Genomic DNA, 23,282 nt, shown 5'->3' with positions numbered 1-23,282 from the left:
GCCCCTCAGCCAACCCCCGGCCCAACCACCCCGAGCCCCGCCGCCAAAGGCGGCCCCCCTGCGAATTCCCTCACAAACCACCCCACCCCCCTCACCCACCTGCTTGATTGGTTCCGGAACCATCCATTCCACCCCCGGCACAACACGGCTCCCCCGGCCGCGCCGCTGGCCAGCCCCCGTTACGCGAGTGTGACCAAACCCCCTCTTGCGGCGAGCGGAACCCCTGGTTCAGAGTCATGTATGCGCTTACAGGCAGCGCATACATGTCCGGTAGCGCTCAAGGAGGAGCCGCCATGCACCGCGCCGCCAGAACCGCCACGGCCGTGATCGCCGCGAGTACGGCGTTGGCCGTCGTCACGGGCTGCGGGGGCTCCTCGGGGACCGAGGTCGCCGCCGACGCCGAGCAGACCCTGACCGTGTGGGCCATGGGGGCCGAGGGCGAGAAGCTCGCCGAGGTCGCCGAGGAGTACGAGAAGGAGAACCCGCACCTGAAGGTGAAGGTGACCCCGGTCGGCTGGGACGTCGCCCACCAGAAGCTGGTGTCGGCCGCGGCGGCGGGGAACCTGCCGGACATCGCGCAGATGGGCGGGAGCTACCTCGGGGAGTTCGCCGAGCTGGGCGTGCTGGAACCGGTCGACACCCAGCGGTTCCAGAAGAAGGACTTCTTCCCGGCCGGATGGCAGCAGGGCGAGGTGGACGGCGAGGTCTACGGCGTGCCCTGGTACGTCGACACCCGCGTCCTCTACTACCGGACCGACCTCGCCGAGAAGGCCGGCGTCGACAAGGCGCCGACCGACTGGAAGGAGCTGCGGGCGCTCGCCTCGGCGTACCAGAAGGACGCCGGGACCAAGTGGGGCCTGTCGATCCAGCCGAGCGGGCTCGACACGGTGCAGAGCTTCTACCCGTTCCTGTACTCGGCGGGGGGCGAGATCATCGACGAGGACGGCAAGGTCGTCGTCGACAGCCCGGCCGCCGTCAGGGCGCTCAAGGAGTACGGCGCGTACTTCGACAAGGGCCTCGCCAACAAGTCGGTGCAGCCCGGCTACGACGTGGTCAAGGACTTCGGCAACGGCCGCGTCCCGATGTTCTTCGGCGGCCCCTGGCACGTGACCCTGCTCAACGAGGGCCAGCCCGACATCGAGGGCAAGTGGGCCGTGGCCGAGGTGCCCGCCGACGAGGCCTCCGTCTCGATGGCGGGCGGCTCCTCGCTGACCGTCTCCAAGGACAGCCCGCACAAGGCCGCCGCCGAGGAGTTCATCTCCTACCTGACCAGCACCGAGGGCCAGGCCGACTGGTACGAGCGGACCAAGGACCTGCCCGCCAACACCACCGCCTGGGAGTCCGGCGCGCTCGCCGACGACCCGGCGCTGAAGGTCTTCGAGAAGCAGATGAAGACGGCCAAGGCGTCCCCGACCCTCGCCAACCTCTCCGAGGTCACCGACAAGGTCGACCAGGCGATAGCCCAGGTCACCCAGGGCAAGGCCACCGCGGAGGAGGCGCTCGGCAAGGCCAAGGACCAGATCGAGGGCCTCGTCCAGAAGTAGGAGCCATGAGCACCACCACCCGTAAGGCCGCCGACGCGGCGCCCGGCCCGCGGCGGCCGGGGCGCCGGCGGGGTTCGCTGGGCGTGCAGCACGCGGCCGGCTGGCTCTTCTCGACGCCGTTCCTCGTGCTGTTCGCGGTCTTCATGGCGTTCCCCATCGTGGCGACGCTGCTGATGAGCTTCACCGACTTCGGACTGGGCAACGTGACCCGGCCGCTGGACGCCGAGTTCATCGGGTTCGAGAACTACACGCGGCTGTTCGGGGACGAGCGGTTTTTGAAGTCCCTCTTCAACACCGCGTACTTCGTCGTGGTCGGCGTGCCGCTGACGATCGGGCTCGGGCTGCTCGTGGCCGTCCTGCTCAACAACGGGATCGACCGGGCCCGGACCTTCTTCCGGGTCGGTTTCTACGCCCCTGTGGTCACCTCGATCGTGGCCGTGGCGGTGGTCTGGCGGTTCGTGCTCGACCCGAGTGACGGGCTGGTCGCCGGACTCGCCTCCGAAGTGGGCCTGACCGCTCCGGACTTCCTCGGCTCCGAGGCGCTGGCGATGCCTTCGCTGATCGCGATGGCGGTCTGGCGCAACCTGGGCACGGTGATGGTCCTCTTCATCGCCGGTCTCCAGGCCATCCCGACCGAGGTCCGCGAGGCCGCCCGCCTCGACGGGGCCGGGCCCTGGCAGGAGCTGCGCCGGATCACCATTCCGCTGCTGCGGCCGACCCTGCTGTACGCCAGCGTCATCACCACCATCGGATACCTGAACGTCTTCGAGGAGCCGTTCGTGATGACGCAGGGCGGACCGTCGGACTCGACCCTGACGGTCTCGCTGAACATGTACCGCGAGGGCTTCAACTTCTTCCACTTGGGCTACGCGAGCGCGATGGCGTACGTGCTGTTCGTCGTGATCATGGGCATCACGGTGCTCCAGCTCCGACTGCTGAAGGACAACACCCGATGAGCGCCGAAGGCCGTGTGCGCAGGCCCCTGACGTACGTCCTGCTCTCCGGCGGGCTGCTGGTGATGGCGGCGCCGTTCCTGTGGATGGGGCTCTCCGCCTTCAAGACGCAGCGGGAGCTGTCGGCGAGCCCGCCGGTGTGGATACCCGGCCAGTGGACGCTCGCGAACTTCCGGCAGCTCCTGGCCGACCTCGATCTCCCGCTGTACTTCATGAACTCGGTGATCGTGGCCGTCCTGGTCACCGTCTCCAACCTGGTCTTCTGCTCGATGCTCGGCTACGCCCTGGCGAAGCTGAGGTTCGCCGGGCGGAGCAAGGTCTTCGGGGTGGTGCTGGGCGCCCTGATGGTGCCGGGCAACCTGATGCTGCTGCCGCTCTTCGTGCTGATGAGCAAGCTCCAGCTGATCGACTCGTACGCCGGTCTGGTGCTGCCGTTCGCGGCGGGCGCCTTCGGGGTCTTCCTGATGCGGCAGTTCATGCAGTCGATCCCGGACGAGCTGCTGGAGGCGGCCCGGATGGACGGGGCCGGGGAGTGGTTCATCTTCTGGCGGATCGTGATGCCGCTGGTCAAGCCGGCCCTGGCGACGCTGGCGATCCTCACCTTCCTCGGCTCCTGGAACAACTTCGTCTGGCCGCTGATCGCCACCAACGACCCGGACAAGTACACGCTCCCGGTGGCGCTCGCCACCTTCGCCACCGACCCGAACAAGGCCGGCGGCTCCAACGGGGTCCTGATGGCCGGGTCCTTCCTGATCGTGCTGCCGGTGCTGGCCGTCTTCATCGCCCTCCAGCGGCACTTCACGCAGGGGATCGCCACCGCCGGCATGAAGTGACCGGCCCGCGCCCGCCCCCTAGTACCTCCCCCACCGCACCACCGCACCAGAAAGGCGTGCCCTGATGACGACCAGCACCCCGTTCCCCGAAGGCTTCCTGTGGGGCGCGTCGACCGCCGCCCACCAGATCGAGGGCAACAACACCGACAGCGACTGGTGGGTCAAGGAACACACCGCCGGTACGCACATCCAGGAGCCCAGCTACGACGCCTGCGACAGCTACCACCGCTGGCCCGAGGACATGGACCTGCTCGCCTCGCTCGGCTTCACCGACTACCGGTTCAGCGTCGAGTGGGCCCGGATCGAACCGGTCGAGGGGCACTTCTCGCGGGCCGAACTCGCCCACTACCGGCGGATGGTGGAGGGCGCGATCGAGCGGGGCCTGCGTCCCATGGTCACCCTGCACCACTTCACCGTGCCGCAGTGGTTCGAGGCGCGCGGCGGCTGGACCGCCGAGGGCGCCACCGAGCTGTTCGCCCGGTACGTGGCCGCGTGCGCGCCGGTCATCGCCACCGGCGTGGCCCACGTCTGCACCATCAACGAGCCGAACATGATCGCCGTCATGGCAGGCCAGGCCAAGCGCGGCGACATCGGCTTCCCGCCCGCCGGGCTGCCCACGCCCGACGAGGAGACCACCCACGCGGTGATCGCCGCCCACCACGCGGCGGTCAAGGAGGTCCGGGCGGTCTCCCCCGGCATCAAGGTCGGCTGGACCGTCGCCAACCAGGTCTACCAGGCCCTCCCCGGCGCCGAGGAGGTCACCGCCGCCTACCGCCACCCGCGCGAGGACGTCTTCATCGAGGCGGCCCGCGGGGACGACTGGATCGGCGTGCAGTCCTACACCCGTACCCGGATCGGCCCCGACGGCCCGATTCCGGCGCCCGCGGAGGCCGAGCGCACCCTGACCGAGTGGGAGTACTACCCGACGGCGGTCGGCCACGCCCTGCGGCACACCGCCGACGTCGTGGGCGACGTGCCCCTGATCGTCACCGAGAACGGCATCGCCACCGCCGACGACGAGCGGCGCACCGCCTACTACACGGGCGCCCTCGGCGAGGTCGCCGCCGCGATCGAGGACGGGCTCAAGGTCGAGGGGTACCTCGCCTGGAGCGCGCTGGACAACTACGAATGGGGCTCCTTCCGGCCGACCTTCGGCCTCATCGCCGTCGACTGGGAGACCTTCGAGCGCACCGCCCGCCCCTCGGCCGTCTGGCTCGGCTCGCTGGGGCGTACGCGGGAGCTTCCCGGCCGGGCCGTCTGAGCCCACGCGCCCCGGTGGGCGCAGGAGTTGTGCAACTTCGCACGGGGTCGGGGCGTCACAGCAGGTGTACATGACCGGCAAACGAAGGAAGACGGCATGGCCTGGATGCGACGCCCCGACACCCCCACGACCCGGCGCGGACGGGCCGGCAGAGCGGCGGCCTCCCTGGCGGCGGCGCTGCTCGTCTCCGGCGGGCTGAGCGCCGCCGCCCTGGCCCCGGCCACCGCCCTCGCGGCGGACGGGCCCGCCGCCGCGGCCGCCGACGACTTCAACGGCGACGGGTACGCGGACCTGGTCACCGGCGCCCCCGGCGGCACGGTCTCCGGCAAGACCGGCGCGGGGTACGTCGCGGTGACCTACGGCTCGGCGAAGGGGCCCGCCCCCGCTCCCGGCACCGTGGTGAGCCGTTCCACGGCCGGGGTCCCGGGCGCGGCCACCGCCAAGCAGCGGTTCGGCGAGACCTTCGCCAAGGGCGACCTGGACGGCGACGGCTACAGCGACCTGGTGATCGGCTCGGCCACCGCCGAACCCGGCGCGGTGATCCTCTGGGGCTCGCCGGAGGGGCTGACCGGCGGCACCGCCGTGGCCGGCTTCGGGCAGGCCCCGCAGGTCGGCGACTTCGACGGCGACGGCCAGGCGGACCTGGCGCTCTTCGGCGCCGCCCAGGTCGCGGGCGACGACCCGGTCACCCAGGAGGCCCGCCTCTTCCAGGGCCCGCTCACCCGCGAGGGCACCCCGGCCGAGCAGCTCGACTTCCTCGACCGCTCCGAGTGGTGGGGCTACGGCAGCGACGGCCCGGCCTGCGCCGAGGACGACAGTTGCGTGGACGGACCCGCCTCGGTCGGCGGCCCGGTCCAGCCGAAGGCGGTCGGCGACGTGAACGGCGACGGCTCCGACGACCTGGTCACCTGGCTCTACGAGGGCGACGGCGTCTGGGCCCACCACCTGTTCACCGGCAGCGGCACCGGCTTCCGGGACGCCCAGGAGGCCGGCCCGATCGGCAGCCGCGGCGACGACGCGGCCATCGGCATCGGCGACGTGGACGGCGACGGCTACGACGACGTGGTGACCGGCAGCGGCGAGGCCACCGCCAAGGTCACCGTCCGTTACGGCTCGGCCGCCGGCCTCGAAGGCCGCGAGGACGCGTTCGACCAGAGCCTGCCCGGCCTCCACGGCGCCCAGGAGAAGGGCGACCACTTCGGCTCCTGCGTCGCGGTGGCCGACGTGACCGGCGACGGCCGGGCCGAGATCGCGCTCGGGATCAGCGGCGAGGACTTCAGCGGCCTCACCGACGCCGGTTCGGTCGCCCTGCTCCACGGCACCGCCTCCGGCGTGACCGGCGAGGGCAGCCAGGTCCTCCACCAGAATTCCGCCGGGGTGCCCGGCGTCGCGGAGAGCGGCGACATGTTCGGCTCCGCCTGCGCCCTGCTCGACACCGACGGCGACGGTCACCGTGACCTGGTCGCCGCCGCGGCCGAGGAGAACGAGCAGGCGGGCGCGGTCTGGGCGCTGCGCGGCACCGGCGAGGGGCTGACGGTGGAAAGCGCCTCCGCCTTCGGGCCCGGCCACGTCGACGGCCCGGTCAGCAAGGCGACGTTCGGCAGCTTCCTGCGCTGACCCTCCGCCGTACCGCCGGCTCTCCGGGGCGCCCTTCCCGCCGTACGCGGGGAGGGCGCCTCATCCCGTGCCGGGGCCCTTGCCGGCGGGCGGGTCGGCGTAGACGCCGTGGAGCATGCCGGTGGCCTGGCCGATCTCGATGAGGTAGCCGTCGGGGTCACGCAGGTAGCAGCGGATCTCGGCCTTGCGGTCGATGGGCGGGGTGACGAACTCGGCGCCCTTGGCACTCCACTCCTCGTACACCGCCTGGATGTCGGCGACCCGGATGTTGAGGAAGCAGGTGGCGGTGGAGGAGTCCTGGGGCGGGTGGAGGGTGATGCCGGGCTTGTCGGGGGTGGGGCCGCCGCCGGGGTTCATGATGAGCCAGCTGTTGGCGAGGCGGACCGTGCAGGGGTTCTCCTCCAGGATCACCTCGCCGCCCAGCACCTCGCTGTAGAAGGCGCGGGAGCGCGGCACGTCGGCCACGGTGAGGAAGTAGGAGAGGAGCATCCCGGACTCGGGCGCGGGAAAGCTTTTCTCGGCCATGGGGTCGTTCCCCCAGTCTGTATCGCTGTCGGGTCCTCTCCCACGGTGGGGCCGGGGAGCCGGACGCGAAAGACGATCAAGGGCGGCCGAGGGGGCGTACGCGCCGGAGCGCCCCGGCGGACGGTGGTCCGCGGGGGCGCTCGGGTACGGAAGGAGGGGTGGCGGGGCCGTTACGGCAGCCACTTCTTCCAGGTGGACTCGTTGGCCTTCACCCACTTCTCGGCGGCCTTCTGCGGGTCCATCTTCTGGTCGGCGATCCAGAGGGAGACCTGGTTCTGGTCCTCGGTGGTCCACTCGAAGTTCTTCAGGAACTCCGCGGCCTCGCCGCCGTTCTCCGCGAAGTCCGTGTTCAGGTACTTCTGGAGCGGGGTCTCGGGGTAGGCGCAGGCGACCTTGTCCGGATCGGCGTCGCAGCCCTCCTCGTACTCGGGCAGCTCCACCTCTGTCATGGGCACCTTCTCGAAGAGCCACTGGGGCTGGTACCAGTAGGTGAGGAAGGGCTTCTTCTCCTTGGCGAACTGCTTGATCTGGGTGATCTGCGCGGCCTCGGAGCCGGCGAAGACGACCTGGTAGTCCAGGTCCAGGTTCTTCACCAGGGCCTTGTCGTTGGTGACGTAGGAGGGCGAGCCGTCCATCAGCTGGCCCTTGCCGCCGCTCTCGGGGGTGCGGAGCTGGTCGGCGTACTTGTTGAGGTTCTTCCAGTGGGTGACGTCGGGGTGCTTCTTCGCGAAGTACGCCGGGACGAACCAGCCGATGTGGCCGGTGACGCCGACGTCCCCGGCGGCGGTGATCGTCTTCTTCTCCTCGACGTACCGCTTCTCCTCCTCCGGGTGCCCCCAGTCCTCCAGGATGGCGTCGACGCGCCCCTGGCTGAGCGCGTCCCAGGCCGGGACCTCGTCGATCTGCACGGTGTCGACGCGGTAGCCGAGCTCGTGTTCCAGGAGGTACTGGGCGACGGCGACGTTGGCCTGGGCGCCGACCCAGGACTGGAGGGAGAGGGTGACGGACTTGCCGTCCCCGGCGTTGGCGTACGGCGACGCCTGCTGGGTCATGTCGGCGGCGCCGCAGCCGGCCACGGCGAGCAGGGCGCCGGAGGCGGTGAGGGCGGCGGCGGTGCGGGTGGCACGGCGCGACGGGCGGAGCTTCATGTCAGGCCCCCTTCGTCGTGGTGCGGCGTTCGGTGGGCTGGGTGACGCGGTCGAGCATCAGGCCGAGGCAGACGATCGCGGCGCCGGCGACGAGGCCGACGGCGAGGTCGCCCTGGGCGAGGCCGAAGACCACGTCGTAGCCGAGCGCGCCACCGCCGACCAGGCCGCCGATGATGACGACGGCGAGGACCAGGACGACACCCTGGTTGACGGCGAGGAGCAGCGAGGAGCGGGCCAGCGGCAGCTGGACCTGGCGGATCTGCTGGCCGCTGGTGGCGCCGAGCGAGCGGGCCGACTCCAGGGCGCCGGCGTCGACGCCGCGCAGCCCCTGCGTGGTGATGCGGACGACGGCGGGCAGCGCGTAGACCACGGCGGCGGCGACGGCCGGGGCGCGGCCGACGCCGAAGAGGGCGACGACCGGGATCAGGTAGACGAACTGCGGCATGGTCTGGAAGACGTCCAGGACGGGCCTGAGCGCGGCCTCCACCCGGTGGGAGCGGGCGGCGGCGATGCCGGTGGCGAAGCCGAGCACGAGGGTGACGGCGACGGCGGCGAGCACCTGGGAGAGGGTGTCGAGCGAGGGGTTCCAGACGCCGAGGACGCCGACCGCGGCCATCGCCAGGGTGGCGGTGAGCGCGGTGCGCCAGGTGCCGATGAGCCAGGCGAGGGCGGCGACGATCAGCAGCAGGCCCCACCAGGGCAGCCACTGGAGGCCGCCGCGGACCGGGTCGAGGACCCAGGTGGTGAAGTGCCCGGCCCAGTCGGCGGTGCCGCCGATCAGGGGCACCCCGGAGTAGAGGTGGTCGGTCATCCAGTCGACGGCCCTGTTGACCGGTTCGGCGATGCCGTAGGTCCAGGTGGTGGGCCATTCCAGGACGGAGGCGAACCGGGTGGAGAGCGCGACGGCGAGGGTAGCGACGGCGGCCAGGGCCCAGCCGACGGCCGGGGAGAGGGAGCCCGAGGGGGCCTCCCCGGCGCCGATGCGGCGGCCTGCGGCGGCGGTGGTGCGGTCCAGGACGACGGCGAGCAGCACGATGGGGATGCCCGCGGCGAGCGCCGCGCCGACGTCGACGGAGGCGAGCGCCTGGTAGACGCGGTCGCCGAGGCCGCCGGCGCCGATGACGGAGGCGATCACGGCCATCGACAGGGCCAGCATGATCGTCTGGTTGACGCCGAGCAGCAGCTCCTTGCGGGCCAGCGGCAGCCGGGCGGTGAAGAGGCGCTGGCGGGCGGTGGTACCGAGCGAGGTGACGGCCTCCATGACGCCCGCGTCGGCGCCGCGCAGGCCGAGCGCGGTGAGCCGGGCCATGGGCGGCGCGGCGTAGATGACGGTGGCGAGCACGGCGGCGGGGACGCCGATGCCGAAGACCAGGACGACCGGGAGCAGGTAGGCGAAGGCCGGGAGGACCTGCATGGTGTCGAGGACCGGCCGCAGCAGGCGGAAGACCCGGTCGGAGAGGCCGGCGGCGAGGCCGAGCAGGGCGCCGAGGATCACCGAGGCGAGGACCGCGACGATCATCAGGGCGAGCGTCTGCATGGTCGGCACCCACATGCCGAGGACGCCGCAGAGCAGGAAGGCGACGGCGGCGGTGACGGCGAGCTTCACGCCCGCCACGCGCCAGGCGATCAGCCCGGCGGCCACGGTGACTCCGGCCCAGCCGGCCGCGAGCAGCACCATGTAGACGGCGCGTACGGAGAGGACGACGGCGCCTGAGACGTGGCCGAAGAAGTAGAGGAAGAGCGGGTGGCTGTCGCGGTTGTCGATGATCCAGTCGCTGGCGGAGCCGAGCGGTCCTGAGACGTCGACGGTGAGCGCCTCGGGCCAGCTGCCCGAGGCCCAGCGGGCGTGGGCGAGCGGCACCAGGACGGCGGCGAGGACCGCGAGGGCCAGCAGCTTGGTGAGGGCCGGGTGGCGGCGGGCGAGGCCGGCGAGCCCGGCGCCGGTACGGCCCGGCGGGGCGGCGGCGCCCGTGGTCGGGGCGGTGGTGGCGGCCATCAGAGCACCGCCTCCCCCGCCTTCGCGGGCGGTGCGGCGGGTCCGGGGTCGGCGCCCGCGACCACGCCGAGGAGCCGGTGGTGGTCGACGACGCCGAGGCAGCGGCCGGCGTCGACGACGCGGGCGGTCTCGCCGGTGCGGGCGACGGCCTCGATGGCCTCGGAGACGGTGGCGCCGGGGGCGAGGGCGGGGCCCTGCCGGGCCTCGTCGCCGGTGGCGGGGCGCATCGCGGTGCGCACGGTGAGGACCTGCTCGCGCGGCACGTCGCGGACGAAGTCGCGGACGTAGTCGTCGGCGGGCGAGCCGACGATCTCCTCGGGGGTGCCGAGCTGGACGACGCGCCCGTCGCGCATCAGCGCGATGCGGTCGCCCAGGCGCAGGGCCTCGGAGAGGTCGTGGGTGATGAAGACCATGGTGCGGCCCTCCTCCTGGTGGAGCCGCTTGACCTCCTCCTGCATGTCGCGCCGGATCAGCGGGTCGAGCGCGCTGAACGGCTCGTCGAAGAGGAGGACTTCGGGGTCGACGGCGAGGGCGCGGGCAAGGCCGACGCGCTGCTGCTGGCCGCCGGAGAGCTGGCCGGGGCGGCGGTCCTCCAGCCCTTCGAGGCCGACCAGGGCGGCGGTCTCGGCGGCCTTGGCGCGGCGTTCGGCGCGCGGGACGCCCTGGATCTCCAGGCCGTAGGCGACGTTGTCGAGGACGGTGCGGTGCGGCAGCAGGCCGAAGTGCTGGAAGACCATGGCGGCGCGGCGGCGACGCAGTTCGCGCAGCCGGTTCTTGTCCATGGCGCGGACGTCCTCGCCGTCCATGGCGAGCTTGCCCGCGGTGGGCTCGATGAGCCGGGTCAGGCAGCGGACCAGGGTGGACTTGCCGGAGCCGGAGAGGCCCATGACGACGAAGACCTCGCCCTGGCGGACGTCGAAGCTGACGTCGTGGACGGCGGCGGTGCAGCCGGTGGCGGCGCGCAGCTCGACGGGGTCGAGGGCGGCGAGCGCCGGGTCGGCGGGGACCCGCTCGGCCTTGGGGCCGAAGACCTTCCAGAGGTTCTCGACGGAGAAGACGGGGGTGTTCCGGTCCGCGGGGGCGTCCTGGCCCGGCGGCGTACTGGCGGCGACGGTGGTACTCATCGGGCGTCACCGCCCAGCATCTCGGCGCACTTCTCTCCGACCATGAGGACTCCGATCATCGGGTTGACCGCCGGCATCGTCGGGAAGACGGAGGCGTCGGCAATGCGGATGTTGTGCAGGCCGCGGATCTTCAGCTCAGGGGTGACCACGGCGAGTTCGTCGTCCTCTGCGCCCATCCGGCAGGTTCCGGCGGGGTGGTAGACGGTGTGCGCGACCTTGCGGGCGTACTCGCTGAGCGCTTCGTCGTCGGTGATCTCGGGGCCGGGGGCGACCTCGCGCTTGAGCCAGCCGGCCAGCGGTTCGGTACGGGCGATGCGGCGGGCGATCTTGATGCCGTCGACCAGGGTCTGGGCGTCGTAGTCGTCCTCGTCGGTGAAGTACCGGAAGTCGAGGGCCGGCTTGACCTCGGGGTCGGCGCTGGTCAGGTAGAGGCGGCCGCGGCTGTGCGGCTTGGGGATGTTCGGGGTCATCGACACGCCGTGCGCGGGGCGTTCGTAGCCCAGGCGCTCGGGGTTGTCGGTGAAGGGGATCTGGTAGAAGTGGAACATCAGGTCCGGGCCGCGTCCCTTGGGGTCGCGGCGGACGAAGAGCCCGGCGTCGCTGTCCATCGCCGAGTTCTCGGGTATGGGCCCGTCGGTCTCCCAGACGATGACCGACTCCGGGTGGTCGAGCAGGTTCTCGCCGACGCCCGGCAGGTCGTGGCGGACCTTGATGCCGAGCTTCTCCAGGTCGGCGCGGGGCCCGATGCCGGAGTGCAGCAGCAGCCGCGGCGAGTCGACGGCCCCGGCGCAGAGCAGCACCTCGCGCCCGGCCTCGACCAGGATCTCCTCGCCGTCCTTGGTGCGCACGTGCACGCCGGTGGCGCGGTCGCCGTCGAAGGCGAGCTGGTACGCCCAGGTCTCCAGCATGAGGTGGAGGTTGGGCCGGTCCAGGTACGGGTGGAGGTAGGCGACCGAGGCGGAGGACCGCTTGTTGTTCTCCGGGTGGTAGGCGAGGTCGAAGAAGCCGACGCCCTCGCTGAACGGCTTCTGGTTGAACCCGTCGACGTGCGGCACGCCGAGCGCGCCCTGCGCGGCGTCGACGAAGTCGCGCGCGATGGCGTTCCGGTCCTTCTCGTCGACCGGCACGATGTTGTTCTTCAGCCGCGCGAAGTACGCCTCCATCGGCACGGCGCCCCAGCCCTCGGCGCCCGCGGTCTCCCACTCGTCCCAGTCGGAGGGGAGCGGCTTGAAGGCGATGAGGGTGTTGTGGGAGGAGCAGCCGCCGAGGACCTTGGCGCGGCTGTGCCGGATGTGGCTGTTGCCGCGTGGCTGCTCGGTGGTGGGGTAGTCGTAGTCGAGGTCGCCGCCGAGCAGGCCCATCCAGCGGCGCAGTGTGAGGACGTCGGGCCGGTCGATGTCGGAGGGGCCGCCCTCGATGATCGCGACGGTGGTGTCCGGGTTCTCGGTCAGCCGGGAGGCGATCACCGATCCTGCGGTGCCGCCGCCGATGACGACGTAGTCGTACGTGGGCATGTTGCTCCTCCTTGGCCTGCAAGGTGCTGCGCGTGGTGGGGCGTTCGCCGCCTGGTGCGGCCGCCTGCGTGCTGCGGGACTTGCGGTCGTGGCTCTGCGTGGGGGGTGCGGGCGTCCCGGGTGGGGCGGGGCGCCCTGGCCCGGCCGCAGGATCGGGTTCCGGCGGCCGGACGGGGTGGCGGACCTGGGGTCAGCCCGCGAACCAGCGCACCGGCTTGGGCGCGAGGTTCTGGTAGACGTGCTTGGACTCGCGGTACTCGGCGAGTCCGGCGGGGCCGAGTTCGCGGCCGGTGCCGGACTTGCCGAAGCCGCCCCATTCGGCCTGCGGCAGGTAGGGGTGGAAGTCGTTGATCCAGACGGTGCCGTGGCGCAGCCGGGCGGCGACCCGGCGGGCGCGGCCCGCGTCGGTGGTCCAGACGGCGCCGGCCAGGCCGTACTCGGTGTCGTTGGCGAGCGCGACGGCCTCGTCCTCGGTGGTGAAGGTCTCCACGGTGAGGACCGGGCCGAAGACCTCCTCGCGGACCACCCGCATCTCGCGGTGGCAGCCGTCGAGGACGGTCGGCTCGTAGAAGTAGCCGGTGGCCGGGCGGACTTCACTGGGCTCGGGCTGCTTGCCGCCGGTGCGCAGCACGGCGCCCTCCTCCAGCGCGGAGGCCACGTACCCCTGGGTCTTCTCCAGCTGGGCCTGGGAGACGAGGGGGCCGCACTCGACGCCCTCCTCGGTGCCCCGGCCGAGGCGGATGAGCTGGGCGCGGCGGGTGAGTTCGGTGACGAACCGTTCGCGCACCGACTCCTCGATGATCAGGCGCGAGCCGGCCGAGCAGACCTGGCCGCTGTGGATGAAGGCGGCGTTGAGAGCCTGGTCGACGGCGGTGTCGAAGTCCTCGTCGGTGGCGCAGGCGTCGGCGAAGACCACGTTCGGGTTCTTGCCGCCCAGTTCCAGCGCGACCTTCTTGACCGAGGCGGCGGCGGCCTGGGCCACCTTGGTGCCGCTGACCAGACCGCCGGTGAAGGAGACCAGGTCGACGTCGTCGTGGGTGCCGAAGCGGGCGCCGACGGTGTGGCCGGGGCCGGTCACCAGGTTGGCGACGCCCTCGGGCAGGCCCGCCTCGGCGAGCAGGCGGATCAGGGCGATCGTGCTCAGCGGGGTGATCTCGCTGGGCTTCAGCACGAAGGTGTTGCCCGCCGCCAGCGCGGGAGCCACCTTCCAACTCGCCTGGAGCAGCGGGTAGTTCCACGGCGTGATCAGGCCGCAGACGCCGACCGGCTCGTGTACGACGACGCTGTGGACCTCGTCGGTACCGGCGTCGACCACGCGGCCCGCGCCCTCGCCGACGACCAGGTCGGCGAAGTAGCGGAAGGCGTCGGCGACGCAGTCGACGTCGACCCGGCCCTCCTCCAGGGTCTTGCCCGCGTCGCGGCTCTCCAGCAGGCCGATCTCCTCGCGGTCGCGGACCAGCAGGTCGGCGACGCGGCGCAGCAGGGCGGCGCGCTCGGCGACCGGGGTGTGGGGCCAGGGGCCCTGGTCGAAGGCGCGGCGGGCGGCGGCGACGGCGGCGTCCGCGTCCTCGGTGCCGCCCTCGGCGACCACCGCGAACGGCTTGGCGTCCGCCGGGTCGATGATCTCCCGGACGGCCCCCGACGTGGCCGCACGCCACGTTCCGTCCACGTAAATGGTCTGTTCTGCCGACACGTCGTGTTTGCCTTTCGATCCAAGGGGTGTGCTGCCGCCTGCCTGCACGGCAGCCCGGTGCACCTGCCCATGGGCGTCGAATCCATGCCGTGCGGCGGGGGCATCGTGGGATGGCTCACCCGCGCCGTATGGCATACGGCGCCTTTACCGGGCAAAGGGGGCCTTACCGTTGGTCACGTCGGTGCGGCGGTGTGTTGCCGGGCGGTGTGTTTCGGCCCTCCGGGCCGGGGGTGGGGTGGCCTCAGGCGCCGGCCGGGCTGGAAGGTGGCGGCCGGACTGGAAGGCGGCCGGCCGGGCTAGGTGCGTGGCTTCGGGGGGCGGAGGAGGGCTACCGCTTCGGTGAGGGAGAGGGTGGGTTCGGCTTTGCGGAGGGCACGGACTGCGGCTACGGAGTCGCGCTCTCCGGTGAAGGCGACGGAGGCGAGGCGGCCGTCGAGCCAGCGGGTGCGCAGGGTGTCCTCGTCGAGGCGGGCGGCGCCGGCCACGGCGAGGGCGCGTTGCAGGCCGGGGCGTTCGTCTTCAGGCGCGTCGGCGAGGGCTCGCCCCAAGGCGGCGAGGACCTCGTCGGAGTCCTGGACGAAGCGCAGCCGGGTCTGGTTCTTCGGTGTTCCCCACATGACGGTTCCCTACCTGAACGCGGTCCAGCTACACGCCAGTTGAGCAAGATATGAGACTGGGCTGCCGACAGGGGTACACGCCGGGCACGGGTGGGGACTGGCGGGACTCGGAACGCACGGAACTGCTGTCGCCCCGGCACGAGCGGTGGCTGCGGCGGGCGTGGTGGCTCTACTGGTCGGTGCTGGCCCTGTCCGTGTGCCTCCTCGTGATGCGGATGGTCGAGGGAGACCCCCCTCTCCAGATCCTGTCCTCGGCTCTGCTGGTCGCCGTGTGGATCTTCGATCTGTACGCGCTGCGCAGGCGGCTCCGGCGTCACGAAGCCGCCTCGGCCGCCCGCCCGGAGGGCTGAGCGCCGCCGATCTGCGGGTCCGCTCCCCCGCTCGTACGCTGGGAGAAGCCGCAGATCGGCGGAGGTGAAGCCATGCCCCATCCCATCCGCGCGGCAGCCGCAGCCGCGGCGTCCACCCTGCTCGCGGCGACCGCGGCGCTGGCGGCGCCCGGAGCGGCCGCCGCCGCCGAGGACGACCTGAGCCGGCTGAGCGCCGAGGAGATCGCCGAGCGCGCCCGCAGCGAGCTGCGCGATGCCGCCTCGCTGCGGGTCACCCTCGACCAGGACCAGTTCGACGGGGGCACCGGCGCCCTGGAGGACCCGGCCACCGCCGACCTCGCCATGGACGAGGAGGGCCGGTGCGCGGGGAACGTGACGCTCACCCGCGGCCGGGGCAGCGTCGAGCTGGTCAAGCGGGGCGACGAGGTGTGGGTGAAGCCCGACCGGGACTTCTGGGAGGCCCAGCTCCCCGGCGGTCAGGGCAGGGCCGCCGCCGACACCCTGCACGGCCGCTACGTGCACGGCTCCACCCGGGACGGCGTCCTCGCGGCGGTCACCGAGGCGTGCGACCTGGGCTCCCTCAAGGAGGACCTGATCGGCGAGGCCACCCCGGACGAGGGCACCCGGATGACCAAGGGCAGGGCCACCACGGCCGTCCTCACCCCGGTGGTCCCGCTGCTGCGCCAGGAGGACGGCGAGCGCGTCACCCTCTACGTGGCCTCGGAGGGCCCGCCCCGCCTGGTCCAGGCGACCCGTACCTCCGACGTCAAGGAGGACACGGTCACCGTGACCGGCTACGGGGCCGAGGTCCGTGCCGAGGCGCCGGCCGAGGAGGACACGGTGGACCTGAGCACGCTGCGTGACCGGCTCGGGCCGCTCTGAGGGGCGTACGGGAACGGCGTACGGGTCGGCGTGCGACGCGAAGCAGCCTCCGGCCGCCCGGGTCGCGGGTGGTCGGAGGCTGCTTCTGGGTCACCGTGGCCGCGTGGTCGGTGCGCTCGCGCGGTCACGGGAGACGGGGGCGGCCCGGGGGCCGGGGGTGGCTCAGATGAGGCCCAGGGCGCGGACGGCGTCGCGCTCCTCGGCCAGCTCCTGCACCGAGGCGTCGATGCGGGCGCGGGAGAACTCGTTGATGTCCAGGCCCTGGACGATCTCGTAGGTGCCGTTCTTGGTGGTCACCGGGAAGGAGGAGATGAGGCCCTCGGGGACGCCGTACGAGCCGTCCGACGGGATGCCCATGGAGGTCCAGTTGCCCTCGGCGGTGCCGTTGACCCAGGTGTGGACGTGGTCGATGGCGGCGTTGGCGGCGGAGGCGGCGGAGGAGGCGCCGCGCGCCTCGATGATGGCCGCGCCGCGCTTGGCGACGGTCGGGATGAAGTCGTCGGCCAGCCACTGCTCGTCGCCCACGACCTCGGCGGCGTTCTTGCCCGCGATCTCCGCGTGGAAGATGTCCGGGTACTGGGTGGCCGAGTGGTTGCCCCAGATCGTCAGCTTCTTGATGTCCGAGACCTGCGCGCCGGTCTTCTTGGCCAGCTGCGACAGGGCGCGGTTGTGGTCCAGGCGGGTCATCGCGGTGAAGCGCTCGGCCGGTACGTCCGGGGCGGCGGCCTGGGCGATCAGGGCGTTGGTGTTGGCCGGGTTGCCGACGACCAGGACCTTGATGTCGTCCGCGGCGTGGTCGTTGATGGCCTTGCCCTGGGGCTTGAAGATGCCGCCGTTGGCCTCCAGCAGGTCACCGCGCTCCATGCCCTTGGTGCGGGGGCGGGCGCCGACCAGCAGCGCGACGTTGGCGCCGTCGAAGCCGACGTTCGGGTCGTCGGTGATCTCGATGCCCTGGAGCAGCGGGAAGGCGCAGTCGTCGAGCTCCATGGCGGTGCCCTCGGCGGCCTTGAGGCCCTGCGGGATCTCCAGGAGGCGGAGCCGGACCGGCACGTCCGCGCCGAGCAGGTGGCCGGAGGCGATGCGGAACAGCAGCGCGTAGCCGATCTGGCCGGCCGCGCCGGTGACGGTGACATTCACGGGAGTGCGGGTCATGGCGATCTCCGTTAGACAGCGGGCGGTGGGGCGTACCCCAGGTGCGGTGGACCCACCGGGCCGGGCCCGGGCCGGTCATCCGGCACCCGGGTCGCGCGGCGCTGGATGATCGATCTCTTGGTATCAAGAGAGTTCCGGTGGTCAGGCTATCGCGCTCCCGGGGTCACGCCAGGTGCGGGTGCTGTGGCGGGCCTCACGTGCCGCCTCCCCCGCCCGGGGCCGTCCCGTCCGTGCCCCGGCCCGGGGCACGGACGTACGGCCGGTGACGTTCCGTCGGCGGCGGGCGGGGTCACCCCGCGGGGGCTCCGTTCACACCCGGAGCGCGCCCGCCCCCGCCGGACGGGATCACGGCGTCGGAGTCGTGCACCCCGTCGTGCCGGCGGCCAGGGTGGCGCACGCCTTCGCGTCGGCCGGGTTCTCGACGGCGAGCATCGCGGTGTAGGCGTCGAAGGTGGTGGTGACCTTGGCGCTCTCCTGCGCCTTGCTGCCGACGTCGATGGCGATCTCGTCCCCCGTCGCGGCCTGGGTGATGCGGGCCCAGGCGGCCTCGCAGGTCTTGCTGTAGCGGATCTCCACCACGGTGGGGCCGACGGTGGCGGTGGCGCTGGTGACGGCCTGTTCGCCCGCGCACCCCATCGCCTCCGGGTCCTCCCCGGTGCAGTCGGCGCCCGCGCACTTCACGCCCGCCGGCAGTTTCTTGGCCGTCTTGGTGGGCTTGGCGGTGGGCTGCGGGGCGGGCTCCTCGCCGGGGGCGAGGAGGAAGAAGCCGCCCGCGACGAGGGCGACGGCGGCGACGACGCCGCCGAGGATCAGCGGCAGGCGCTTGCCCTTGCCGCCCTTGCCGCTGCCGCCGGAGACGCCGCCGCCGGGCGGGGGTCCCTGCGGGGCCGGGCCGCCGGGCGGGCCGGGCTGGCGGGGTACGGAGGGTATCGGGGGAGCCTCGCGGACGCCCGCCGGGGCGCCGCCGCGCGCGCCGGGGCCGTCCGCGCCGTTGACCTTGGCGCGCGCCCCCGCCTTGGTGGCCCGGTGTCCGAGGTCGATGCCCTGCGGCGGGGTGAAGTCACCGAGGGCGGCCCGCGCCTGGGTGATGCGGATGGCCTCCATGGTCATGTCGTGGCGCATCTCGGAGCGGCTCCAGGCGCGCTCGGCCAGCTCCCACATGGTGGTGAGGTGGACCGGGTTGGTGCCGGTCGCCTCGGCCAGGGCGATGATCGCCCGCTTGGGCGCGAGGAGGCGCCCGTTCAGATACCGCTCCCAGGACGTCTTGCTGTAGCCGGTGCGGTCCGAGACCGCGGCGATGCTCAGCCCGCTGCGGTCGACCAGCCGGCGCAGCTGTCCCGCGAACTCACGGACCTGCGGATCGAGTTCCTCCGGCAGTGGTTTCCATCGAGCCATGACGTGCCCCCCATTCCCCCCGTGCCTGCCCTGCTGCTGCTTCCCCGTGCGGTGTGCGGTCGCCCCCGGTGCCGCCGCTCCACCCTATTTCCCCGGCCCGCGTGGCGGACGGAGTCCCTCCGGAAGCTCTGGCCGCCGGTCGTGCGGCCGAGTTCCGACCTACCCCAAGGATGCGTGCGGCAAGGATGCCAGTTCCCGGACACGGGGCGCACGGGTGCACGGAGGCATCCGCCGCGCACATCGCACGCCCCGGTGAAGGGTGGTGGCCTTCACGGGACGCACACAGTCTCCCACCGGAATGCGTCACCCCGGGACGCCCGCCCGTTGCGGGATGGGAACACCGTGCCGGAACCGTCACTTCCGTGCGACAGCGCCCCTCCCGACCTTGAGGTGCCCATGGCGCCTCGCCCAGTCTGTACCAGGGCGCCCGCCCTCCGACGGGGGAGAGGACGGGCGCCCCTCCTTCCGCCGCCCGCCGGAAGCCCTTCGTCCGCGCGGATCAGCGCACGGGGGCGCACTCCTCGCGGCCGTGCACCGGCAGCAGGCAGGCCGTCGCCCCGGCCGCGGCACCCGGCTCGGGGAGCCCGGTCATCAGCGTCGCCAGGTACCCGGCGGCCTCCTCCTCACCCACCGGCCCCGCCGTCCGCGCGGGCGCCCCGGGCAACCGCAGCGCGAACCGGTCCCCGGCCCGCAGTCCGCTGGCCCGCGCCCACAACGCCCGGCAGTGCCGCCCGTACCGCACCTGGACGCGCCGGCCCTCCTCGGTGCGGTGCTCGGCGAGGGTGACCACGGCGTCGGCCCGGTCGCACCCCATCGCGCCGGGGGCCAGCCCGTCGCACTCCGGGCCGGTACAGCCGTGCACGAGGGGGCCGTCCTGCCGCCAGGGGCCGGTGCCCGGCTCGGACGCGGCGGCCAGCGGGGCGCGTTCGACCAGCTCCTTCACCCCGGCGCCCGCCCCGGCGACGACCGCCATAACCGCACCCGCCGCCAGCAGCCACCAGGCCCGGCGCCGCCGGGGCGACCGGGCGACGGGCTCGGCCGCGGCGTCCGGCTCCGGAGGGTCGGCGGGAACCCCGGACGGCCCCGCCTGCTCCCGGATCGTGCACGCCCCGCGCCCGCTCCACTCCGCGTCGGCCAGCTCCCACAGCGCCAGCAGCCGCCCCGGCCGCTCCCCCGCCACCTGGCAGAGCGCCACCACGGCGGCCCGGGGCACGGGCTGGGCACCGGAGAGGTACCGGCCCCAGGACGACTTGCTGTACGGGGTCGCGGCGGCGAGGGCGGCCAGGCTGTGCCCCGACCGCTCGCGCAGGGAACGGAGTTCGCCGAGGAGGCGGCGGCACTCCGGGGGCGTCGCGTCGTCGGTCATCGGCGCAGCTCCCCCCAGGTGTCGGGGCCCACGACCCCGTCGACCGGGATGCGCCGGGCGGCCTGGAAACGCCGGACCGCCTCCTGGACCACCGGCCCGTACAGCCCGTCGACGGCGCCCGGGTCCACCCCGTGCCGGCGCAGCAGGCACTGGGCCTCGACCACGTGCCAGCCGGAGCTGTTGATGTCGAGGTACGCGGTACGTTCGCGGCTGTGGCCCGCGTGCAACAGGCCCTCGGCACGGCGGACACGGCAGGTGTGCTCGGCCCCGCGCCGCCAGCGCTCCCCGTCCGGCCGCACCAGGTCGGGGCCGTCGGCGCGGCCCGGCCCGGCGGCGGCCCGCGTCCCCGAACCGGCGACCAGACCGGTGGTCAGCCCCACCGCGAACCCCAGCGCCACCGCCCCCACCAGGAGCGCGGCCGCCACCGCCCTGCGCCGCCGCCCCGCCGGCGGACCGGGCGGCTCCGGGTGCTCCCCGGGCCAGGAGCGCGAGGCCGGGCCGGTGTCGGCGACCGGCTGGGCGGTCCCCGTACTGTGCCCGTCGGCGGCCCGGTGCTCGGTGGCCACCTCGTGCAGGGCCAGCAGCCGCGTCGGGTCGACGCCGCAGGCCTCCGCCAGCCCGATCACGGCGGCGCGCGGCACGGGCGCCCGCCCGCTGAGGTACCGCTCCCACGACGACCTGCTGTACCCGGTGCGCGCGCCGAGCGCCGAGAGGCTGAGCCCGCTGTGGTCCTTCAGCCGCCGCAGCTGTACGACGAGCTGCCGCTCACGCCGGTCGAGACCGGCGGGCAGTTCCGCCCAACGTGCCATGTGTGCCGCCCCTGTCACCCGCTCCGCCCGCCACCACCCGTCACCGGCGGTCGCCCTCAGGCCGAAGCATGGCGGACCGACCGGGCCGTCCATGCGCGATACGGCCCGTAATCACCCGATCCGGAGACCTCTGCCGGGGGTTGCGCCGGAGTGTGCCGGGCGCGTGCGGTGGCCCGCACGGCGCGAACAGCGCGCGTGCGGCTCGCGACTTGGGTCGCGCGCCGCGGGGTGCCTGGGAACCGGGTGCTGATCGGTCTGCCTCGCCGTGGCGGCGGGGTCACCGAGGGCCTCGAACGCCGGCCGTTCGAGGCCACCCGCGCCGTCCCGCGCACGGGCCCCGACCCGCCGAAGATCGTGGTCGTCACCACCTTCGAGAACGACGCGTACCTGTACGGGGCGCCGCGCGCGGGCGCCGACGGCTTCCTCCTCAAGCGCGCCCGCCCGGCCGAGATCGCGCACGCCCTGCGCGCCGTCGCCGCCGGAGACTCGCTCCTCCTCCCCTCCGCCGTACGGGAGTTGGCGGCCGCCCACGCCCAGGAGCCCGGCTCCGCCGAGGCCCGGGAGACCCTGCGCCGGGCCGCCCTCACCGACCGCGAGGCCCAAGTGCTCCGCCCGATGGCCCGCGGCCTGTCCAACACGGAGATCACCACCCACCTGGCCGTCGGCACCGAGACCGTCAAGTCCCACGCCAGCGCCCCCTCTCCAAACTCGGCGCCCGCGACCGCACCCAGGCGGTCATCGCCGCGTACGAGTCGGGCTTCGTCTCCCCCGGCTGGTACACGGAAACACGGAGACACGGGTCCGGCGGCGGCTCCCCCTCGACCGTGACCACCCCCGCCACTACTGTGACGCCCATGCGATCGGGGGATACGACGGCTGCCCTGGAGGCCCTGCCGCCACTGGAGTCGGCCGAGCACCACAGCGCCGCGATGGCCATCTGCACCTCGCTGACCGAGGCCGACGTGGCGGAGCTCGAGGAACTGGTCCGCGACACCGCCGATCCGTTACGGGCCTTCAACGCCTTCTACATCCTGCTGGCCCGCCACCGCCGGGCCCTGGACGGCGGCCGGTTCCGCACCCTCTACCTCCGCCACGCGGGACGCTTCAGCGCGATACCGATGCGCGCCGTCCTCGAATCCGACCTGGCCCTCCTCGACCCGATGGGCCCGAACCTGCCGGCCGCCCTGCGCCACGCCGTCACGGCCGTGACCGCCTACCCGGACAACCTCGCCCTGGTCGCCCACCACGCCCGTGTCCTCGCCGAGTACGGCTGGAGCGGCGGCGAGACCTCCGAGGACGAGTTGCGCGAGGCTCTGACCCAGGTGGAGCGGGCCGTGGAGATCAGCCCCGAACAGGCCCGCTACCGGGCGGTCCGCGCCCAGCTCGCCGCCCTGCTCGACGACTTCGACACCGCGCTCGCCTCCGTCCAGCGCGCCCTGGACCTGGAGGACTCCTCACGCTCCGGCTACGCCGTGCGCATCGTCGAGTACCACCGCATACGGGCCGACATCGTCCTGCGCCGGGAGACCGAGCAGAACCGCAGGACCCTGCGGGAGACCGCCGACCGCCTGGAACGCTCGATGGAGGAGCGCGTACGGCGGGTGGCGGAGGAGACCCGCGCCCACGAGCAGAAGGAACTCACCCGGCTCCGCTCCGAAACCCTGGCAAGCCTCGGTCTGCTGGCAGCGGTCATCGCCTTCATCGCCACCGGCACCCAGATCGCCCAGGATCTCCCCGTCCGCGAAGCACTACGCCTCCTGGCGGGCCTCGCCGGCATGCTCACCCTCGTCTTCACCGCCTTCGGCGCCATCTTCGGCGTAGGCCGCCCCGCCCGCCTCGTCCTCCCCGGCCTCTTCGGCGCCGTCCTGTTCCTCTTCGCCTGGGCAACAGCATGACCTGACGACTGGGCCCGGCCGCCCCCTGAACCACACCTCAGAGCCCGGCCGGCGCTTGAGGCCACCCCGGACCGCGCCGCGAGGCTAGTCCACCGTGAAGTGCAACGTCCGGTCCAGGAACGGGAGTTCCAGCCAAGGATCGGGCTGCTGCATCAGCGCGAGCACCACGATCACCACGCCGAGCACGGTGTACGTCACCAGGTCCGTGAACCGCGAGCGGACAGCGAGCATCCCCACGGAGGGCAACCACCACCGCAACCCGGCTCCCACGAGCAGCGCCACTCCGACGAGCAGGGTGCCGACCCGCGTCACGTCGAAGGCCGTGAGGATCAACCCCAGCCCCACCAGCGAGAGCACCAGCAGCATCGGCCACTGCCGGGCGGGCGCGGGCGCGTCCCCGGCGGCGGCCCGCCCCCCGCCCTCGGGCCGGGCGATGGAGCGGGTGATCCGCGGGAAGCGCCGCGACCCAGGCTCCCGCCGCGTCCAGCCCAGCTTGGCCACGCCGGTGCGCACCCCGGCCCCGGCGCGGCTGGCCCCGCCGGCGGGCTCGGGGCGCGGCTCCGGGGCCTCGGGGGTCCGCTCGGCGGTGGGCCGGTCGTCGGGGGCGTCGGTGCTCATCGGTGGCGGCC

20 protein-coding genes and 1 pseudogene are annotated in these 23,282 nt (G+C 73.2%); 9 read left to right on the top strand and 12 right to left on the bottom strand.

The annotated features are described in order from the left end of the window. Positions 1-293: 293 nt before the first annotated feature. The 5 genes from OIM89_RS19365 to OIM89_RS19345 all read left to right on the top strand — a co-directional run bounded on the left by OIM89_RS19365 (position 294) and on the right by OIM89_RS19345 (position 6,208). On the top strand, positions 294-1,544 hold the full coding sequence (locus OIM89_RS19365) for a sugar ABC transporter substrate-binding protein (protein ID WP_030695835.1): 1,251 nt from the start codon (positions 294-296) through the stop codon (positions 1,542-1,544). 5 nt (positions 1,545-1,549) lie between these two features. Next, positions 1,550-2,500, top strand: coding sequence for a carbohydrate ABC transporter permease (locus OIM89_RS19360; RefSeq protein ID WP_030695836.1), 951 nt, complete (start codon positions 1,550-1,552; stop codon positions 2,498-2,500). Beyond that, entirely contained in the window at positions 2,497-3,330 is an 834-nt protein-coding gene (locus OIM89_RS19355; protein ID WP_175458242.1) for a carbohydrate ABC transporter permease, read from the top strand. The genes OIM89_RS19360 and OIM89_RS19355 overlap by 4 nt, the downstream gene beginning before the upstream one ends. A 64-nt stretch (positions 3,331-3,394) precedes the next feature. After that, on the top strand, positions 3,395-4,591 hold the full coding sequence (locus tag OIM89_RS19350) for a glycoside hydrolase family 1 protein (RefSeq protein WP_030695838.1): 1,197 nt from the start codon (positions 3,395-3,397) through the stop codon (positions 4,589-4,591). A gap of 96 nt (positions 4,592-4,687) precedes the next feature. Then, positions 4,688-6,208, top strand: coding sequence for an FG-GAP repeat domain-containing protein (locus tag OIM89_RS19345; protein WP_264491467.1), 1,521 nt, complete (start codon positions 4,688-4,690; stop codon positions 6,206-6,208). Between the two features lie 60 nt (positions 6,209-6,268). Here the strand turns inward: OIM89_RS19345 and OIM89_RS19340 are convergent, their stop codons facing one another. The 7 genes from OIM89_RS19340 to OIM89_RS19310 form a co-directional block, all read right to left on the bottom strand. After that, positions 6,269-6,733, bottom strand: coding sequence for a VOC family protein (locus OIM89_RS19340; protein ID WP_226965307.1), 465 nt, complete (start codon positions 6,731-6,733; stop codon positions 6,269-6,271). Positions 6,734-6,903: 170 nt separating this feature from the next. Further along, the gene (locus OIM89_RS19335) at positions 6,904-7,881 is read right to left on the bottom strand and encodes an ABC transporter substrate-binding protein (protein ID WP_030695841.1); all 978 of its coding nucleotides are present in this window, start codon (positions 7,879-7,881) and stop codon (positions 6,904-6,906) included. A 1-nt stretch (position 7,882) separates the two neighbouring features. After that, positions 7,883-9,877, bottom strand: a complete 1,995-nt coding sequence (locus OIM89_RS19330; protein WP_195730927.1) for an ABC transporter permease — start codon at positions 9,875-9,877, stop codon at positions 7,883-7,885. After that, positions 9,877-11,001, bottom strand: a complete 1,125-nt coding sequence (locus OIM89_RS19325) for a quaternary amine ABC transporter ATP-binding protein (RefSeq protein ID WP_030695843.1) — start codon at positions 10,999-11,001, stop codon at positions 9,877-9,879. The genes OIM89_RS19330 and OIM89_RS19325 overlap by 1 nt, the downstream gene beginning before the upstream one ends. Then, complete coding sequence (locus tag OIM89_RS19320) at positions 10,998-12,515, bottom strand: GMC family oxidoreductase (protein ID WP_030695844.1); 1,518 nt, start codon at positions 12,513-12,515, stop codon at positions 10,998-11,000. The genes OIM89_RS19325 and OIM89_RS19320 overlap by 4 nt, the downstream gene beginning before the upstream one ends. A 190-nt stretch (positions 12,516-12,705) precedes the next feature. Next, positions 12,706-14,184, bottom strand: a complete 1,479-nt coding sequence (locus OIM89_RS19315) for an aldehyde dehydrogenase family protein (RefSeq protein ID WP_247860850.1) — start codon at positions 14,182-14,184, stop codon at positions 12,706-12,708. Positions 14,185-14,504: 320 nt separating this feature from the next. After that, positions 14,505-14,825, bottom strand: coding sequence for a hypothetical protein (locus OIM89_RS19310; RefSeq protein ID WP_030695846.1), 321 nt, complete (start codon positions 14,823-14,825; stop codon positions 14,505-14,507). Positions 14,826-14,875: 50 nt separating this feature from the next. Here OIM89_RS19310 and OIM89_RS19305 point away from each other — a divergent pair, with 50 nt between their 5' ends. Both OIM89_RS19305 and OIM89_RS19300 read left to right on the top strand, forming a co-directional pair. After that, complete coding sequence (locus OIM89_RS19305) at positions 14,876-15,175, top strand: hypothetical protein (protein ID WP_264491466.1); 300 nt, start codon at positions 14,876-14,878, stop codon at positions 15,173-15,175. A gap of 72 nt (positions 15,176-15,247) precedes the next feature. Continuing rightward, a complete protein-coding gene (locus tag OIM89_RS19300; protein WP_264491465.1) occupies positions 15,248-16,036 on the top strand; it encodes a hypothetical protein in 789 nt (262 codons plus the stop codon). Positions 16,037-16,198: 162 nt separating this feature from the next. Here the strand turns inward: OIM89_RS19300 and OIM89_RS19295 are convergent, their stop codons facing one another. The 4 genes from OIM89_RS19295 to OIM89_RS19280 all read right to left on the bottom strand — a co-directional run bounded on the left by OIM89_RS19295 (position 16,199) and on the right by OIM89_RS19280 (position 20,758). Then, entirely contained in the window at positions 16,199-17,188 is a 990-nt protein-coding gene (locus OIM89_RS19295; protein WP_030695849.1) for a malate dehydrogenase, read from the bottom strand. A gap of 345 nt (positions 17,189-17,533) precedes the next feature. Further along, complete coding sequence (locus OIM89_RS19290; protein ID WP_264491464.1) at positions 17,534-18,583, bottom strand: helix-turn-helix domain-containing protein; 1,050 nt, start codon at positions 18,581-18,583, stop codon at positions 17,534-17,536. Between the two features lie 499 nt (positions 18,584-19,082). Beyond that, complete coding sequence (locus tag OIM89_RS19285) at positions 19,083-19,949, bottom strand: helix-turn-helix domain-containing protein (RefSeq protein WP_151169266.1); 867 nt, start codon at positions 19,947-19,949, stop codon at positions 19,083-19,085. Then, the gene (locus tag OIM89_RS19280) at positions 19,946-20,758 is read right to left on the bottom strand and encodes a helix-turn-helix domain-containing protein (RefSeq protein ID WP_151169264.1); all 813 of its coding nucleotides are present in this window, start codon (positions 20,756-20,758) and stop codon (positions 19,946-19,948) included. The genes OIM89_RS19285 and OIM89_RS19280 overlap by 4 nt, the downstream gene beginning before the upstream one ends. A gap of 306 nt (positions 20,759-21,064) precedes the next feature. Between OIM89_RS19280 and OIM89_RS19275 the strand changes: the two are divergent. Continuing rightward, positions 21,065-21,531 (top strand): annotated as a pseudogene (locus tag OIM89_RS19275) (LuxR C-terminal-related transcriptional regulator); the annotation flags it as partial. A gap of 81 nt (positions 21,532-21,612) precedes the next feature. Then, complete coding sequence (locus OIM89_RS19270) at positions 21,613-22,653, top strand: hypothetical protein (RefSeq protein ID WP_264491797.1); 1,041 nt, start codon at positions 21,613-21,615, stop codon at positions 22,651-22,653. Between the two features lie 84 nt (positions 22,654-22,737). Here the strand turns inward: OIM89_RS19270 and OIM89_RS19265 are convergent, their stop codons facing one another. Beyond that, complete coding sequence (locus tag OIM89_RS19265) at positions 22,738-23,271, bottom strand: DUF3017 domain-containing protein (protein ID WP_030695853.1); 534 nt, start codon at positions 23,269-23,271, stop codon at positions 22,738-22,740. Between the last annotated feature and the right edge of the window lie 11 nt (positions 23,272-23,282).

Origin of the sequence: Streptomyces sp. BI87, from assembly GCF_025957665.1 — a bacterium.
In the GTDB taxonomy this organism is placed as follows: Bacteria; Actinomycetota; Actinomycetes; order Streptomycetales; family Streptomycetaceae; genus Streptomyces; species Streptomyces albidoflavus.
The sequence above is the reverse complement of the archived record's forward strand: the minus strand, read 5'-3'. Positions and strand labels throughout refer to the sequence as shown.

What these genes read in the sequence shown, in the direction of transcription:
- OIM89_RS19365 (WP_030695835.1), top strand. Translation starts at nt 294, where the DNA reads ATGCACCGCGCCGCCAGAACCGCCACGGCCGTGATCGCCGCGAGTACG.
- OIM89_RS19285 (WP_151169266.1), bottom strand. Translation starts at nt 19,949, where the DNA reads ATGACCGACGACGCGACGCCCCCGGAGTGCCGCCGCCTCCTCGGCGAA.
- OIM89_RS19300 (WP_264491465.1), top strand. Translation starts at nt 15,248, where the DNA reads ATGCCCCATCCCATCCGCGCGGCAGCCGCAGCCGCGGCGTCCACCCTG.
- OIM89_RS19355 (WP_175458242.1), top strand. Translation starts at nt 2,497, where the DNA reads ATGAGCGCCGAAGGCCGTGTGCGCAGGCCCCTGACGTACGTCCTGCTC.
- OIM89_RS19310 (WP_030695846.1), bottom strand. Translation starts at nt 14,825, where the DNA reads ATGTGGGGAACACCGAAGAACCAGACCCGGCTGCGCTTCGTCCAGGAC.
- OIM89_RS19295 (WP_030695849.1), bottom strand. Translation starts at nt 17,188, where the DNA reads ATGACCCGCACTCCCGTGAATGTCACCGTCACCGGCGCGGCCGGCCAG.
- OIM89_RS19345 (WP_264491467.1), top strand. Translation starts at nt 4,688, where the DNA reads ATGGCCTGGATGCGACGCCCCGACACCCCCACGACCCGGCGCGGACGG.
- OIM89_RS19290 (WP_264491464.1), bottom strand. Translation starts at nt 18,583, where the DNA reads ATGGCTCGATGGAAACCACTGCCGGAGGAACTCGATCCGCAGGTCCGT.
- OIM89_RS19335 (WP_030695841.1), bottom strand. Translation starts at nt 7,881, where the DNA reads ATGAAGCTCCGCCCGTCGCGCCGTGCCACCCGCACCGCCGCCGCCCTC.
- OIM89_RS19320 (WP_030695844.1), bottom strand. Translation starts at nt 12,515, where the DNA reads ATGCCCACGTACGACTACGTCGTCATCGGCGGCGGCACCGCAGGATCG.
- OIM89_RS19325 (WP_030695843.1), bottom strand. Translation starts at nt 11,001, where the DNA reads ATGAGTACCACCGTCGCCGCCAGTACGCCGCCGGGCCAGGACGCCCCC.
- OIM89_RS19265 (WP_030695853.1), bottom strand. Translation starts at nt 23,271, where the DNA reads ATGAGCACCGACGCCCCCGACGACCGGCCCACCGCCGAGCGGACCCCC.
- OIM89_RS19350 (WP_030695838.1), top strand. Translation starts at nt 3,395, where the DNA reads ATGACGACCAGCACCCCGTTCCCCGAAGGCTTCCTGTGGGGCGCGTCG.
- OIM89_RS19340 (WP_226965307.1), bottom strand. Translation starts at nt 6,733, where the DNA reads ATGGCCGAGAAAAGCTTTCCCGCGCCCGAGTCCGGGATGCTCCTCTCC.
- OIM89_RS19305 (WP_264491466.1), top strand. Translation starts at nt 14,876, where the DNA reads ATGAGACTGGGCTGCCGACAGGGGTACACGCCGGGCACGGGTGGGGAC.
- OIM89_RS19360 (WP_030695836.1), top strand. Translation starts at nt 1,550, where the DNA reads ATGAGCACCACCACCCGTAAGGCCGCCGACGCGGCGCCCGGCCCGCGG.
- OIM89_RS19270 (WP_264491797.1), top strand. Translation starts at nt 21,613, where the DNA reads ATGCGATCGGGGGATACGACGGCTGCCCTGGAGGCCCTGCCGCCACTG.
- OIM89_RS19330 (WP_195730927.1), bottom strand. Translation starts at nt 9,877, where the DNA reads ATGGCCGCCACCACCGCCCCGACCACGGGCGCCGCCGCCCCGCCGGGC.
- OIM89_RS19280 (WP_151169264.1), bottom strand. Translation starts at nt 20,758, where the DNA reads ATGGCACGTTGGGCGGAACTGCCCGCCGGTCTCGACCGGCGTGAGCGG.